This is a genomic window from Acinetobacter sp. ANC 4558, from assembly GCF_002135375.1.
Classification (GTDB): domain Bacteria; phylum Pseudomonadota; class Gammaproteobacteria; order Pseudomonadales; family Moraxellaceae; genus Acinetobacter.
On sequence record NZ_NEGH01000004.1, the window covers coordinates 13,739 to 29,676 of the forward strand.

At 34.3% G+C, this 15,938-nt stretch carries 14 protein-coding genes; 10 read left to right on the forward strand and 4 right to left on the reverse strand.

The window, feature by feature from the left end; genetic code table 11:
* The first annotated feature begins 47 nt into the window (after nucleotides 1–47).
* The 5 genes from B9T31_RS06185 to B9T31_RS06205 all read left to right on the forward strand — a co-directional run bounded on the left by B9T31_RS06185 (nucleotide 48) and on the right by B9T31_RS06205 (nucleotide 7,287).
* Nucleotides 48–2,117 (forward strand): EAL domain-containing protein, encoded by a 2,070-nt coding sequence (locus B9T31_RS06185; protein WP_086181096.1) that lies wholly within the window; start codon nucleotides 48–50, stop codon nucleotides 2,115–2,117.
* 256 nt (nucleotides 2,118–2,373) lie between these two features.
* Complete coding sequence (locus B9T31_RS06190) at nucleotides 2,374–3,966, forward strand: peptide chain release factor 3 (RefSeq protein WP_086181097.1); 1,593 nt, start codon at nucleotides 2,374–2,376, stop codon at nucleotides 3,964–3,966.
* A 365-nt stretch (nucleotides 3,967–4,331) separates the two neighbouring features.
* A complete protein-coding gene (locus B9T31_RS06195; protein WP_086181098.1) occupies nucleotides 4,332–5,270 on the forward strand; it encodes an RsiV family protein in 939 nt (312 codons plus the stop codon).
* 13 nt (nucleotides 5,271–5,283) lie between these two features.
* Nucleotides 5,284–6,102, forward strand: coding sequence for a TatD family hydrolase (locus B9T31_RS06200; protein ID WP_086181099.1), 819 nt, complete (start codon nucleotides 5,284–5,286; stop codon nucleotides 6,100–6,102).
* A 420-nt stretch (nucleotides 6,103–6,522) separates the two neighbouring features.
* Nucleotides 6,523–7,287, forward strand: coding sequence for a ThiF family adenylyltransferase (locus B9T31_RS06205; protein ID WP_086181100.1), 765 nt, complete (start codon nucleotides 6,523–6,525; stop codon nucleotides 7,285–7,287).
* A 51-nt stretch (nucleotides 7,288–7,338) separates the two neighbouring features.
* On the opposite strand, the gene secB is transcribed toward B9T31_RS06205, so the two are convergent.
* From secB to rsgA, 4 genes are all read right to left on the reverse strand, one after another.
* Nucleotides 7,339–7,797, reverse strand: coding sequence for a protein-export chaperone SecB (secB, locus tag B9T31_RS06210; RefSeq protein ID WP_086181101.1), 459 nt, complete (start codon nucleotides 7,795–7,797; stop codon nucleotides 7,339–7,341).
* A 34-nt stretch (nucleotides 7,798–7,831) separates the two neighbouring features.
* Nucleotides 7,832–8,086 (reverse strand): glutaredoxin 3, encoded by a 255-nt coding sequence (gene grxC / locus B9T31_RS06215; RefSeq protein ID WP_086181102.1) that lies wholly within the window; start codon nucleotides 8,084–8,086, stop codon nucleotides 7,832–7,834.
* 21 nt (nucleotides 8,087–8,107) lie between these two features.
* Nucleotides 8,108–8,515: a rhodanese-like domain-containing protein gene (locus tag B9T31_RS06220; protein ID WP_086181103.1), complete on the reverse strand. Its 408-nt coding sequence runs from the start codon at nucleotides 8,513–8,515 to the stop codon at nucleotides 8,108–8,110.
* A gap of 95 nt (nucleotides 8,516–8,610) precedes the next feature.
* On the reverse strand, nucleotides 8,611–9,669 hold the full coding sequence (gene rsgA, locus B9T31_RS06225) for a ribosome small subunit-dependent GTPase A (RefSeq protein WP_086181104.1): 1,059 nt from the start codon (nucleotides 9,667–9,669) through the stop codon (nucleotides 8,611–8,613).
* A 126-nt stretch (nucleotides 9,670–9,795) separates the two neighbouring features.
* On the opposite strand from rsgA, the gene orn reads away from it, so the two are divergent.
* The 5 genes from orn (at nucleotide 9,796) to B9T31_RS06250 (ending at nucleotide 15,937) form a co-directional block, all read left to right on the forward strand.
* Nucleotides 9,796–10,353, forward strand: coding sequence for an oligoribonuclease (gene orn / locus B9T31_RS06230; RefSeq protein ID WP_086181105.1), 558 nt, complete (start codon nucleotides 9,796–9,798; stop codon nucleotides 10,351–10,353).
* A 188-nt stretch (nucleotides 10,354–10,541) separates the two neighbouring features.
* Nucleotides 10,542–11,273 carry a Bax inhibitor-1/YccA family membrane protein gene (locus B9T31_RS06235; protein WP_086181106.1) on the forward strand — a complete coding sequence of 244 codons (732 nt, stop codon included), beginning with the start codon at nucleotides 10,542–10,544 and terminating at the stop codon, nucleotides 11,271–11,273.
* Nucleotides 11,274–11,418: 145 nt separating this feature from the next.
* The gene (locus B9T31_RS06240) at nucleotides 11,419–12,222 is read left to right on the forward strand and encodes an enoyl-ACP reductase FabI (protein WP_086181107.1); all 804 of its coding nucleotides are present in this window, start codon (nucleotides 11,419–11,421) and stop codon (nucleotides 12,220–12,222) included.
* A 146-nt stretch (nucleotides 12,223–12,368) separates the two neighbouring features.
* Nucleotides 12,369–14,990 carry a type VI secretion system Vgr family protein gene (locus B9T31_RS06245; protein ID WP_086181108.1) on the forward strand — a complete coding sequence of 874 codons (2,622 nt, stop codon included), beginning with the start codon at nucleotides 12,369–12,371 and terminating at the stop codon, nucleotides 14,988–14,990.
* Nucleotides 14,987–15,937, forward strand: coding sequence for a hypothetical protein (locus tag B9T31_RS06250; RefSeq protein WP_086181109.1), 951 nt, complete (start codon nucleotides 14,987–14,989; stop codon nucleotides 15,935–15,937). The genes B9T31_RS06245 and B9T31_RS06250 overlap by 4 nt, the downstream gene beginning before the upstream one ends.
* Nucleotide 15,938: the final 1 nt, after the last annotated feature.

Genomic DNA, 15,938 nt, shown 5'->3' on the forward strand with positions numbered 1-15,938 from the left:
TTGTATGTTGATAATCTGTTAATTGTTTTTATTTTTAAGGGAAAATAATGGTACTTATCCATTATGATTTAAATATGGTGATATATTCATTCATTGTCGCTATATTTTTTTGCTACTTATCTGCATTATTGGCGGATCAATTTTTATTTAATAATCATCAACAGAAAAAGAATAAAATTTTTATTTTATTAAGTGGATTATTTTTGGGGCTTGCTGTTTGGGTTACCTTTTTTTTATCTATATCTGCAATTCAAATACCGGGTAATTACCATTTTGATTATGCGTTAATACTTGTTGCATTTTTAATTACATTTATTGCATCTGCTTTTGCAGTCTGGTCGACAACACAATACACGCTAACATCTATCCGTTTAATTTTTGGTTCTATTTTAATGGGACTTGGGATCTCGGGGATGTATTATATTGGTCTGATGGGGTTATTCATTGAACATTATGCGATGGTCTATCAACCTCAACTCATGGTATTAGCAACATTAGTTGCAATTCTAGGAGCAGGGTTTAGTTTTGGGCTTGCAATTCAATATAAAAATAAATCAAAAAATCAAAAAAAAACGCAATTAATATTTTCCATAATGATGGCGCTAAATATTATAGGGATGCATTATATTGGAATGCACTCAGTCTCATTCTATCGAGATTTAAATTATAAATATAATTTTGTTTTAAGCACGAATCATAATTTTATTTTATTCACGGTTATATTGATTTCAATCCTTATTTTTTTAGTTTCAGGGATTATTGCATTCTTGGAACAACGATTAGAGGAAAGAAATCGTCAATTGTCGAAAGCAAATACAGATTTAGCTCATCAGGCAATACATGATAGTTTAACTAAATTACCCAATAGATTGTATTTAAGTGAATATGCACAAAAATTATTTACATCTTCGCAGCAAAGTGCATTTTTATTTATCGATTTAGATCGCTTTAAAGCTATAAATGATGTTTTCGGTCATCATATTGGTGATCGTTTATTGATTCAATTGGTGAATAGAATACATAAATATTTAAATAAAAATGAGCAGCTCTTTCGGTTAGGTGGTGATCAATTTTTATTGGTCATAGAACATGCGATGCCTGAATTGGCGATGAAAAAAGCTGAACATTTACAACAGATCATTCTAGAACGTTTTTTAATTGAAGGAAAAGAAATTACTATTTCTGCCAGTATTGGAATTGCATTTTTAAATGAGCATGGCAAAGATTTGCAAGAACTTGTCATGAATGCAGATTTAGCAATGTTAAATGCAAAAGAGCAAGGGCGAAATACATATACTGTATTCAATTATTCAGATGCGCTTTTGCAATCGCAACTTCAAACGAAATTGATCAATGATTTATATAAAGCAGTAGAAGAAGATCAATTTATTTTATTTTATCAGCCTAAATTTACAACAAAAAGTCATTGTATTTGTGGCGTTGAAGCCTTAATCCGTTGGCAACATGTAAGTCATGGATTATTGACACCAAATATGTTTCTGAAAGGGGCTGAATCGACTGGTGTAATTATTCAAATGGGATATTGGGTACTTGAAGAGGCAATTAAACAAATCCAAAAATGGGAGCTCAGTCATACCAATTTATTTCCTGTTGCAGTAAATCTATCTGTTGTTCAGTTTGAGCATAAAGAATTATTTATCACCTTAGAGCAGTTATTTGAAAAGTATAAAATTGATCCAAGTCATTTAACCATTGAGATTACTGAGTCTACAGCAATGCAGAATATTGAAATGAGTATATTGCGTTTTGAGCGACTGCATCAAATGGGGCTCAACCTAGCGGTAGATGATTTTGGTACGGGATATTCAAGCCTATTATATTTAAAAGATTTGGCCATAGATGAGTTGAAAATTGATCGTGCTTTTATTCATGATATTGAAAATAATAAAAAGAGTGAAATTATTCTAGAAAGTATTATCAATTTGGCAACTAGGCTCGGCTTAACAGTGACTGTAGAAGGCGTTGAAACATTAATGCAAGCAGATAAGTTAACTCAGTTAGGATGTCAGCAATTACAAGGCTTTTTATTTGGAAAGCCTATGCCAGTAAAAGAAATAGAACAATGGAAAAATGATCATGATTGTATAGAAAATTAAATAGTTAGCATGAAATTTATGCAGGAATCTATCTTCTAGAAACAAGATAGATACTTATTACTCTTAAATATCGTGTTATCAAACAATAAAAAAACGATAAGAATTGAGTGAGTGATTAGACGTTGATAACGATATTATTGAACAGCTGATTACTAGATGCGCGTAGAAGGAAAAGCTAGAATCAGATACAATACGCGCAATTTTTTATATTGATCATATTGATCTTTACACTGCATATCTGCAGTAGGTGTATTTCATGAGCTTTAAAGACGAATTAGCGGCACAGGTTGCTCAGCGACGTACCTTTGCCATTATTTCCCACCCCGATGCGGGTAAAACGACAATGACTGAAAAGTTGTTGTTATGGGGGCAGGCAATTCAGGTTGCAGGTATGGTGAAAAGCCGTAAATCTGATCGTGCTGCAACTTCTGACTGGATGGAAATGGAAAAAGAGCGTGGTATTTCGATCACGACCTCTGTAATGCAATTTCCATATAAAGACTACATGATTAATCTTTTAGATACACCAGGACATGAAGATTTCTCTGAAGATACATATCGAACACTCACTGCAGTTGACTCTGCGCTTATGGTGATTGATGGTGCAAAAGGTGTCGAAGATCGAACCATTAAATTGATGGACGTGTGTCGTATGCGAGACACTCCTATTATTTCATTTGTAAATAAAATGGACCGAGAAATCAGAGAACCATTAGAGTTATTAGATGAAATTGAAAATGTTTTAAAAATTAAATGTGTACCACTGACTTGGCCATTAGGTACAGGTCGTGACTTTGCTGGTGTGTATAATTTAATTGAAGAAAAATTTTATGTTTATAAGGCAGGTTTTGGTTCAAAAATCACTGAAATAGAAGTTCGTGATGGTTATGATTATGCTGATTTAAAAGATAAAGTTGGTGATCTTGCTTGGGCATCATTTGAAGAGTCTTTAGAGCTGGTACAAATGGCCAATGAGCCATTAGACCGTGATGAATTTCTTGCAGGACGTCAGACACCTGTATTATTTGGTACAGCTTTGGGGAACTTTGGTGTAGACCATGTTTTAAATGCATTTAGTCAATATGCTCCCCCACCTAAAGCACATCCAACACACGATCGTAGTGTGCAAGCGACTGAAGAAGGTTTTACTGGATTTGTTTTTAAAATTCAGGCAAATATGGACCCAAAACATCGAGATCGTATTGCATTTATGCGTATTTGCTCAGGAAAATATGAAAAAGGTCTGAAAATGAAGCATGTACGTCTAGATAAAGACGTTCGAATTAGTGATGCTTTAACTTTCTTAGCAGGAGATCGTCAACATTTGGAGGAAGCTTGGCCAGGCGATATTATTGGTTTGCATAATCATGGAACAATTCAAATTGGTGATACATTCACATCAGGTGAAAAGCTAAGTTTTACAGGTATCCCTCATTTTGCTCCAGAAATGTTCCGTCGAGTTCGCTTAAAAGATCCATTGAAATCTAAACAATTACAAAAAGGTCTGAAAGAACTGGCAGAAGAAGGCGCAACTCAAGTCTTTATGCCTCAAAATAGCAATGACTTAATTGTTGGTGCTGTCGGGGTGCTTCAGTTTGAAGTAGTTGCATATCGTTTAAAAGAAGAATATAAAGTTGATTGCATTTATGAGCCTGTAAGCATTAATACTGTGCGTTGGGTTTCATGCAGCGACGAGAAAAAATTTAATGAATTCAAGAAAAAAGCATATGATCAGCTCTCTGTTGATGGGGGGGGGCATTTGACTTACTTGGCACCAAGTCGTGTGAATTTACAGTTAATGCAAGAGCGTTATCCAGATATTATGTTCCGAAACACTCGGGAACATTAATCAAAGTTAACCTAAAGAAGCCCCAATTAGGGGCTTTTTAGTGTGTAAAATTTGAATATCTTTGTTTATGTTTTTCAATTAAATGAATTTAATATTTTATAACGAGGAAAATATTATTAAGATCTAAAGATGGTGCCTATTTATATGACTTTAATGCCTATGAATGGTTCAGAAATTATCTAATATGATGACCATCTTTACGATGGTTAAACTTTGATTGATGATCATGTTTGAATTTAGTTAATACTTTGTAATTAAAAATGAAATAAAAGCATTTTAAGATTTTTAGTTCTGCAGTTTTTGAGTAGATGGTGTAAATTAGAATTAAGGATTATTGATGCGAAAAGTATGCAAAAGGTAAGTTGATGTCTAAAAATAAACCAAAATTATTCATGAGTATTTTAGCTGTATCTATCGGAATAAGTGCATGTCAGCCGAAGCAAAAACCTGTGGAAGATGTATCGGTTGAAATTCAGAAAGAGCAGGAACAGACCTTAAAACTTATTGGGGATAGGGAAAAGCTGAATTTAAATTTACCAAAATGTGAGGATAAAAACTGTCCTGAGTTATCAATCGAACGGTTGAATAGTAATCAATATTTTGTTGATGAAATCATTGATCAACAAATTCTACAAATTTTAAAAGAAACTTTAAGTTTGGAAGATGAAGAAGCTTCTACAATACAAACAGATAAGATTGCTTCGGAAGTTAATAAAGAAAGTATTGAAACAGCGAAACAAAAGCTTGAAAGACAGTTAATCCCATTTACAGAAAATTTCTTGGAATTAGATCAAGAAATAAAAGCATTAAGTGCGAATCATAAAATTAGTTTAATGATTAAACCTAAAATTTTAAACTCAGAAGGACCATTAGTTACAGTTGTTTTAAATAGCAGTAATTACTTAGGTGGTGCGCATGGTTCATCGTCTCAGCAATACTTTAATTTTGATTTAGAAACGAAAAAACAGGTTCCTTTAAGAAGCATCATTGAAAAAAATGAATTACCTGCTTTAAAAGAGAAAGCCTATGAGGCATTTAAAACATGGGTAATTGAATCTGAGCTTTCAAGTGATATTAAGGAATATGAGCAAGTTTGGAAATTTAAATTAGCAAATCAATATTATTTAGGAACCCAAGGTTTAATTTTACAGTATGGTGAATATGAAATTGGACCATATGTAGTTGGACTTCCTCGTTTAACGATCCCATATGATCAATTACATGGAATTTTAAAAGAGCAGTATTTTCCTAAAGAAGTAAAGCTTGAGCAAGCAACGAGCGAAGTGCAGCAAGTCAAAAAATGATGATGAGTAACGGATGATCCAGTTATTTGATACACATACGCATTTTGATGTTCCTGATTTTGATATAGATCGGGAACAATTGGCTTATGCTGCGAAAAAGGTTGGTGTACAACATTTAGTCCTGATTGGTTTTTTACAATCAAGATTTGATGATTTATGCGCTACACATAATTTAATTAATCAGTTGGATTTTGCTCCACAAAGCCATTTAGCTCCAGGTTTACATCCGTTTTATATTGAAGATCACCAGATTGAACATATATGTGATGTGGAGCGTTTATTAAAAAAATATGATTGTATTGCCTTGGGAGAAATTGGTTTAGACACATTTCTAAAACAGCATAAAGAAGGCGAAATATTTAAAAAACAAAAATTTTTTTTTTCTGAACAGTTAGATTTAGCACAACAATTTAATAAACCTGTTTTATTGCATATTAGAAAGTCGCATGCAGATGTTCTTGCCATGTTAAAACAACATCAATTTAAATTAGGCGGAATTGCGCATGCTTTTAGTGGGGGGATAGAGGAAGCAAAAGCATTTATTAAGCTTGGTTTTAAAATTGGAATTACAGGACAAATTACCAATCCAAATTCTAAAAAATTGCATCAGGTTGTACATGCAATTGGTGCTGAACATCTGGTTTTGGAGACAGATTGTCCAGATATGACCCCTTTATGTTGCCAAACATCCACGGAATATAGAACTAGAAATACACCTGTGAATTTACCTTATGTACTTGATGGTTTATCGGTATGTTTAAATATAAATAAAAATGAGCTGGCAGAGATATTGTGGAATAACTCATTTAAGGCGTTAGATTTAACGATCTAGTTATTTTTTTTAGCAATATATAAGTTGAAAAATATTCAACTAAGAAGGCAGCGCTGATGAAAATATTTCTAAGATAAAAATATACCAGATAAAAGAATTACAGTAACAATTAAGTATTATTCATTCTTGATGCTTTTCAAAATACACTCTGCTAAAAGTAATTATATTTGAGGATGTGAGCAACAATAATTATTCTTCAAATGAAAAAGAGTAGGTAATTTCATTAGTACATGATTTTGGAATAACATATTCTGGTGAGGGAATGAGGGACAAAGAACTGTTAAACTAAAGCAACACTATATTTTAAATTTTTTACATGATGAAATTAAATTTCCTGAGACATGGAGCATTTATTAGTACTCAATTAATCAATTTAATTTGATAAAATAAGACCAAGATTTTCTGATATTAGATTTCATAATGACCGACCTACTCCAAAATGATGAATATGACCGCCGTTTTGCAGGTGTTGCAAAAATTTATGGAGACAATGTATTTCATCATTATGAGCAAAGTCATGTGATGGTGATTGGAATTGGTGGTGTTGGTTCATGGGCGGTTGAAGCATTGGCTCGGACAGGTGTTGGCGAGTTAACTTTAATTGACATGGATGCTGTTGCAGCTTCAAATATAAATCGTCAACTTCCTGCATTAACATCTACGCTTGGTCATGAAAAAATTGAAGTTATGGCTGAACGTTGTCAATCAATCAATCCTCGAATTAAAATTAATTTAATTGATGATTATTTAACGCCAGAAAATGTGCAAGCATTGCTGGTCAATCGACCTGATATTATTTTAGATTGTATCGATGATGTGAAAGCAAAGTTAGCACTCATGCTACATTGCCGTTTTAATAAAATTCCTTTAATTGTATCTGGTGGCGCGGGTGGAAAACTAGATCCATTGAAAATTCGTGTAGCAGATTTATCTAAAACTGAGCAAGATCCAATGCTTGCTAAACTTAGATCACAATTGCGTAGTAAAGGAATATGTAAAAAACCGAAAGAAAAGTTTGGAATTACCTGCATTTATTCTATTGATAATCCATTTTCAGCCTCAGATGTTTGTGCGAGTGCAGGACTAAGGTGTGGAGGATATGGCTCTGCTGTTGTTGTGACATCGAGTTTTGCCATGATTGCCGTTGCCGAAGTTTTGAAGCGATTAGATCAAATTAAAAAATAATTTTTAAAAATTAAAAAGACCGCAAGAGCGGTCTTTTTAATGCTTATTTGATTAAGCTTGGCCATCAACAGCTTGTGTTTGAGCACGTTGAAGGTTCGCTTCAAATTCAGCATCAAAGTTGATCGGTGTAAGAAGTAACTGTGGGAAACTTCCTTTGGTCACTAAATCATTTGCTGCTTCACGTAAGAACGGGAATAAAATATTTGGGCAGTATGCGCCTAAAATATAAGGAAGGCGATCTTCTTCAACCCCATCAATCAGGAAGATACCTGCTTGAGTTACATCAACAATAAAAGCAGTTTCGCCAGCATTATTTGCTTGAACGACAACTTTTAAAGAAACTTCATAATGAGTAGGATCAATTTTTTCAGCCGAAGATGAAAGATTGATATTTAGCTCAGGTTCCCATGCTTTAGTAAATACGTGAGTTCCAGGAACTTCAAAAGAAATATCTTTAGTATAAATACGTTCTAAAGCTAATTGCGGTTGAGCTTGTTGTTCTTCACTCATTTTTTAATCCTTGATTTTTAAAAGTTAATTAAAGTTATACCAATAATTCATCGAGTTTTCCTTCACGCTCTAAAGCATAAAGTTGGTCAAAACCGCCAATAAATTGATCTTTGATAAAAATTTGTGGCACTGTACGATGGTTAGTGCGTTGCATTAATTCAATACGAACTTCTGGTGCTTCGTTAGATAAATTAACTTCTTTATATTCGACCCCTTTACGTTCAAGTAATTGTTTTGCTCGAATGCAATATGGGCAAACAGTTGTTGAATAAATTGTAACATTAACCATGTTTGGCCTCTTTTTAGTGGACTATTTTGCTTTAACCAAAGGTAAGCCTTGTGCTTTCCAGTTGCTAATACCACCATCTAGACGATAAGCATCTGAATGACCCACTTGTTGTAGTGCCGAACTTGCCACTTGACCTAAGTTGCAAATAAAAACAAGTGGACGTTCAGTTGTCTTTAATTCTTCAACATGTTTTGTAATTTGGCTATATGGAATGTTACGGCTACCACTAATATGTCCCTCTTTGAAATCTTTTGCATCGCGTAAATCAATGAGCATTGCATTTTTAGCTTTCACCAAAATACCTAAAGATTGAGGAGAAATTTTACGACCATTACGTTGGCCTTCTAAAATAAAGAACAATACAATTAAAACAGCAAGTGTTCCAAATAAGAAGGGGTGATTCCCCATAAATTCGAACCAACGTTCCACAAGTCACCTAATTACAATTTGAAAATTGCTGAATAGTATAGCCTATAAATATGGCGATCAAAATCGCTGCTTCAAGGGCTAAATGTTAATAAAATTTAATTTTTTTGCTGAGCTTCATGAATTTCATCGATTAAACGTAAAAAACTGTCTAAACGACGAGATAGAATTTCACCATTTTCTACGGCTAATCTTAATGCACATTGCTTTTCATGTTTGTGTGTACAGTTTCTAAATTGACAATAGCCAAGTCGGTTTTCAATTTCAGGAAATCCTCGTTGAACATTTTCTTTATTTAAATGCCATAAACCAAATTCACGAATGCCAGGAGAATCAATTAATGATGCACCTTCGCCAAAAGCAATTAACCGTGTTGAGGTGGTGGTGTGTTGTCCTAATGCTGAGTTTTCAGAAATAATATTGGTTTTTTGTGCAGCATTTGGAACAATAGTATTAATAAGTGAACTTTTACCGACACCAGATTGACCAACAAATGCAACAGTTTCACCCGCTAAGCGTTGAGCGAGCTCAGTTAGATCTCCTGTCGATTGCGTTTTTAATACTTCATAACCTAAAGCTTCATACTCTTGAACTAAGTTTAAAATAGGATCATTTTCTTTAAGTAAATCCGTTTTATTTAGTACTAAAAGTGCTGAAATATCCGCATCCGCACATGCCACTAAATAACGATCAATTAAGCCGGGTGCAGGTTCTGGAAGTGGTGCAAAAACAATCACAATTAAGCTAATATTTGCCGCAACGGGTTTAACTTTATGATAGCGATCTGGACGAGTGAGTAAAGATTGGCGAGGATGAATTGCAGTAATAATACCTAAGCCAGTGTTTGGATCAGCTTGCCATTTAACACGATCACCAGTGACCAATAACTCTAAATTGGTGCGTGTATGGCAACGCCAAATACTGCCTAATTCAATCGGTTTCCAGAAAGGTTCTGGTTCACCTTCATTGATGATAGGTTTTTCAGGATGATGTTCAGGAACAGAGAGTGCCTGTACTTCAAGTTGTCGACCATAGTGTTGAACAATCAGACCTTCTAAATCATTTGAAGTATCTATTTCTTCCTGACGTATTTTATGCTGTTTCTCAATGCGGCGCTGTTGTTGATCAGTCAAACGACGCTTACGAATTAAAGCCATTCATATCCTAAAAAAACCATGAAGATCGAATGTTAAAAATAGCACGAAGCAGGAGTGGAATTACAGCGAAGAACAAAGAAATTTGCTATTATGTTATTTATTTAGCCGATATAAGATTGCACATTTATGAGCAGCACACCAGATACTCGCCTTATTTGGATTGACCTTGAGATGACTGGTCTAGACACAGATAATGATCATATTATTGAAGTTGCGACGATTATTACGGATGACAACTTAAATATTTTGGCAGAAGGTCCTGTATTAGCGGTACATCAATCAGATGTTGTTCTAAATGCAATGGATGAATGGAATACACGTCAACATGGTCAATCAGGTTTAACTGAACGTGTGCGTCGTAGCAAATTGACTGCACGAGATGCTGAATTACAAACTTTGGAGTTTCTTAAAAAATGGGTTACGCCAAAAGCATCACCGATGTGTGGAAATTCAATTTGCCAAGATCGTCGTTTTTTACATCGCTTAATGCCTGAAATGGAGCAATTTTTTCATTATCGCAATTTAGATGTTTCATCGGTCAAAGAGTTGGCTAAACGCTGGCGTCCAGAAATTATGAGCGGGTTAAAGAAAAATGCATCGCATTTAGCCATGGACGATATTCGTGACTCAATTGTTGAATTGAAATATTATCGTGAATACTTTTTTATCATGAATAAAGATTAAGTTTAACAATATGAAAGGAAGAAGAGGTGACAGGCCTCTTCTAGATTAAATTAATTTACATAAATGATTTACATAAATGATTTATATTTTAAGATATTTTACAAAAAACTAGCTGAGTAGGTCATGATTAAATTATGAACTATGTATAAAATGTTGAGTATATTTTAGATTATAAAAATGAGAAGACTATGCAAAGTAATAATCCTATTTTAACCCGTGTAGAAGTTTCAAGCGATTACGCTGAGCCAATGACGGTTCAGGGTGCAATTCAAAAGTCTGTACTTTTAACGGTAATTGCGGCTGTTGTGGGTGTTTCATTATTTTTTTATAGTTTTATGAGTGGTAATGGCTCTTTAGCTTACGCAGCAGCAATGGTGGGGGCAATTGGTGGCTTTATACTGGCATTAATTGCGACATTTAAGCCAAATACAGCAAGAGTACTGGCAATTCCTTATGCACTATTTGAAGGCGCATTTCTAGGTGGAATTTCTGTTATTTTTCAGGTGAAATTCCCAGGTGTTCCATTACAAGCATTATTGGCAACATTTATCACGACATTGGTAATGTTTGGGTTATATCGATTCCAAATTATTCGAGCAACTGAAAAATTCAAGTCGGTTGTCATGTCTGCAACAATTGCGATCGCCATTGTTTTTGTTGTGCAATTTATTATGCGTATGGCATTTGGTTCGAGTATTCCATTCTTATTTGAAACGAGTGCGCTTGGCATTGGTTTTGCGGCATTTGTTGCTGTGATCGCCTCTTTAAATCTTATTCTTGATTTTGATTTAATTGAAAATGGTGCAGCACAAAATGCACCTAAAGCAATGGAATGGTTGTGTGGAATTGCGTTATTGGCAACTTTAGTTTGGATGTATTATTCATTTTTACGTTTATTAAGTATGCTGCAAGATGATTAATTGAATGATTTGATCAGTAAAAAATCGCGCATATTTTATGGGCGATTTTTTATTTAGATCAAAATGTAAAAAAGGTGCATTATGCAATTTCAGAATTGCAGAAATTTAGGCATTATGTTGACAAATTATTTTAAGCGAGAATCTCATGGCACAAGGATTATTGGCGGGTAAGCGTTTTCTAATTGCAGGTATTGCGAGTAAACTTTCAATTGCCTTTGGTATTGCACAAGCATTGCACCGTGAAGGAGCTGAGCTTGCATTTACGTATCCTAATGAAAAATTAAAAAAACGTGTTGATGACTTCGCTGAACAGTTCGGTTCTACACTCGTTTTTCCTTGTGATGTGGCAGTTGATTCTGAAATTGATCAGGCATTTGCTGAATTAGCCAAACATTGGGATGGCTTAGATGGGGTTGTTCATTCTATTGGCTTTGCACCTGCACATACCTTAGATGGTGATTTTACAGATGTTACAGATCGTGAAGGTTTTAAAGTCGCGCATGACATCAGTGCTTATAGCTTTATTTCAATGGCACGTGCTGCAAAACCTTTATTACTTGCACGTCAAGGCTGCTTACTAACATTAACTTATCAAGGTTCTGAGCGTGTAATGCCAAACTATAATGTTATGGGTATGGCAAAAGCATCGTTGGAAGCTGGCGTTCGCTATTTAGCATCTAGTTTGGGTGCTGAAGGTATTCGTGTGAATGCAATTTCGGCAGGTCCAATTCGCACTTTAGCTGCGTCAGGAATTAAATCATTCCGTAAAATGCTAGATGTTAATGAAAAAATCTCACCACTTAAACGTAATGTGACGATTGAAGATGTTGGTAATGCAGCATTATTCTTATGTTCACCGTGGGCGAATGGTATTACAGGTGAAATTTTATATGTAGATTCAGGTTTTAATACCGTAGGTATGAGCCCAGATTTAATGGATGTTGAATAATCTAATTGAATAGATTTACTTGATAAAAAACGGTGTTTAAACACCGTTTTTTTTATTTAATTGTTATATTTGTAATTTAATATTAAATAGGTCTCATAATTTTGCTATTATAGTTTTTAACTATTAAGTTGAATTAAAAAAATAATATGTTAGGAAATATATTTTCAGCCTTAGAAAAATTAGGCTTCGGCTCACAAAGCAGAGCATTACATATTCAATTTTCAAATACAGCATTGAATGCTGAGGTTTTTTTGCAACGTATTGAAGGTCAACATCAATTGAATGGTGGCTTGAAAGTAGAATTAATCTGTTTTTCAACTAATGCATTGATCGCGTTAAAGCAATTTGTAGGAAGTCGGGTCGCTGTTGATCAAGTAACAGATCAAGGGCAACTCTTTCGTATTACAGGCATTATTACAGCAGCGGTACAAGGTCAAAGTGATGGTGCTTTAACCGCATATAAGCTTATTTTAGAAGATGCGTCGTCACTTTGGAGTAAGCGTCGTAATAGCCGTGTATTTATGAATAAAAGTGTTCGAGATGTTACGGAAATCATTTTTAAAGAATGGCAAGAAAAAAGTCCATTATTTGCTGCTAGTTTAAGCTTAGATCTAACAGGTCTAACCAATGATTATGATGTACGCCCATTTATGATGCAGAGTAATGAGTCGGATAAGATATTTTTAGAAAGACTCTGGAAAAGTGAGGGAATAAACTATTTAATTGATGAAGCACAGCTTATAGTTCCATCTTTTTATAGTGAGATTCAAGCACAAACGTTACGTTTGATTGATGATAATGCACAATATCATGCATTAAATAGAAGACGTATTCGCTATCACCGTTCAAATGCAACAGAACGAGAAGATAGTATTACGGGCTTTATTGGGCAACGAAGTTTGCAACCTACTGCAGTGCATGTACAGCGTTGGCAAGCAGATGCTTTAAGCCAAGAAGAAGGTGCAGGTTCAGTTCTAGTAAAACATCGTCATAGTCAAAATCAAGATAATGCAAGTTTAAGCTTAGAACAGGCATGGCATATAAGCCCCGCATGGATACAAGACTTAAAAGGTGAAGATCAAGCATCTGCCTCAAATAATCAACAAATTGAAAAATTAAATCAACATTTGAGCAATTATTATAATGCGCAATCGAAGCAATTTGTAGCCCAATCGACCGTGCGAGATGCTCAAGTGGGGTATTGGTTTACATTTAATGAACATCCAGAAATTGATTTGCATCAGGGCACAGACAAAGAGTTTTTAATTATCTCGAAAAACTTTTATAACCAAAATAATTTACCAAAAGATCTGAATCATCAAATTCAGCAATTAATCAGGCAAAGTCATTGGGTAAATTTAGAACATGCTAAATTGGAAGAGCGTCAAGCGAATACATTGACGTTGCAACGACGTAGTATTCCAACTGTTCCAGAATATGATTTATTGAAAGATCGACCAATTACACATCCTCAACGTGCCAGAGTGGTTGGACCTGCAAGTGAAGAAGTTTATGTTGATGAATGGGGGCGAATTAAAGTCCGTTTCTTATTCACGCGAAATGAAGATCATATTCATGATGGTGGTGCAGGTTCAAATGATAATGACACTGACTCTGCATGGATAGATGTGTTGACGCCTTGGGCAGGTGAAGGGTATGGGGTGCGATTTTTACCACGAATTGGTGAAATTGTTGTCATTGACTTTTTTGATGGAAATATAGATCGACCTTTCGTTACAGGGCGAATTCATGAAGCACAACGAAGTCCAACAAAATTTGATCGCAAAGGAAAATTGCCTGATACGAAAAAACTCAGTGGAATTCGTTCTAAAGAAATTGCTGGCGAAGGATTTAACCAGTTACGTTTTGATGACACAACAGAGCAAATTAGCGCCCAACTTCATAGTAGTCATGGTACGAGCCAACTTAATTTAGGAAATTTAAGTCACCCCAAAGAACAAGAAACCAGTGAAGGGCGAGGAGAAGGATTTGAGCTTCGCACAGACCAATGGGGAGCTGTCCGTGCGGGAGATGGGTTACTTATTTCGACACATTTACAAGATTCAGCAAAAGAGCATCATTTAAATGCTACGGAAGCAAAAAACCAGTTAGAGTCTAGTCTGCATAGTGCTAAAGCATTAAGTGAAGTTGCGAATAATCAACAAACAGATCCTTTAGAAGCCTTAGAAAAAATACAAGGATTTATTGAACACTTAGCACAAGATGATCCGAAAAAGGCAGATGAATTTAAGGCAGCAATTATGATATTGGCATCGCCAAGTGCTATTGGTGTGTCGAGTCATGAAGATTTACATTTATCTGCCGATGGTCAAATCAGTCAAAGTGCAGGAGAGAGTATAAGTTTATCGACACAAAAATCGTTGATTGCACATGCGAGTAGTAAAATTAGTTTGTTTGCAGCTCAAGAAGGTTTTAGAGCTTATGCCGCTAAGGGAAAAGTTGAAATCCAAGCTCAAGGAGATGGTGCAGATTTAATTGCCCGTAAAGGGATACAAATTATTTCTACAGAAGATACGGTTTATATTACCAGCCCTAAAGAAATTAGATTGGTTGGTGATACGTCTTCGCTTGTAGTTAATGGTTCTGGCATATTTTCTATTACTGGTGGGTTATTTGAAAGTAAAGCCGGGCAACATGTGTTTAAAGGAGCAGAATCGATAAATCCACCTGTTTTAAATTTGCCAGATTGTTCTGCAAAACAAGGGCAAGCTGCACAAAATGGAGCTGCAAAGGTTGATTTATCATGATGATCAAACCAATTTTAAAGATTAATAAAAATGAAAAAATTCAACAACTGCATCAGTTAGTAAAATCTAAAATAATTGAAGTCTTTGAGAATAAGAGGCATGTATATTTCTTTTTAGATAGAACGCTAGACCAGTCAATATTTGATGAGATTATAACCTTATTCAAAATAACAGAAATTCAATATATTCCGTTAGGAATTCAAAAAAGTTTTGAATCTTCCAATTTAATTTTAATTAAAATTGAAGATAGAAAGTTATTGGATAAAACTATTTCATTTTTAGTAGATTGTTTTATAAAAAATTATGAACCTGAAAATGATCATTACTTGGTTTGTGGTTTTGGGAGTAGTGATTTAGCAATAGAAGATTTAACAAGAGATATTAAAAGAAAATTAGTAGTAAAAGATGATGATCGTAAAATTATCTTTCGGTGGTATGACCCGAGAGTAATGATTTACTTGGAGGATATTTTTGAGCAAGGACAACTTAAAAATCTTTATGCCCATTTTTCAGATTGGATTTTTCTACACCCAACAGGGCTTTATTTTTTAGATTTAAATGAAACCCTTAATGTTGCGAGTAAACCAATTAATAAATTGAACAATAAGCAGTCAATTCAACTAGATTTAATTAGTATTTCAAATAATGTGTATCAAAATTTATTCAGTTTTCAGGAAGAAATTGATCCCTATTTTGTACAACCAGTAAATATTCATCAATCACTTTTTCAAGCTTATGATGAATATCAAATACAAGAAACTGAACATTTAATTTCATATGGTTTATATAGTCAAATATTGCATTCGAATTTTATGGAATATCAGAGTGTTCTTGAAAATTTATATCAACACTGCATCAGTGGAAATAAAAATTTTACAGAGGCTATGGAGCTTTTAGATTCAAATATATTTGCACAAATACAGCAAGATTATAAGAATGGAGTATAAA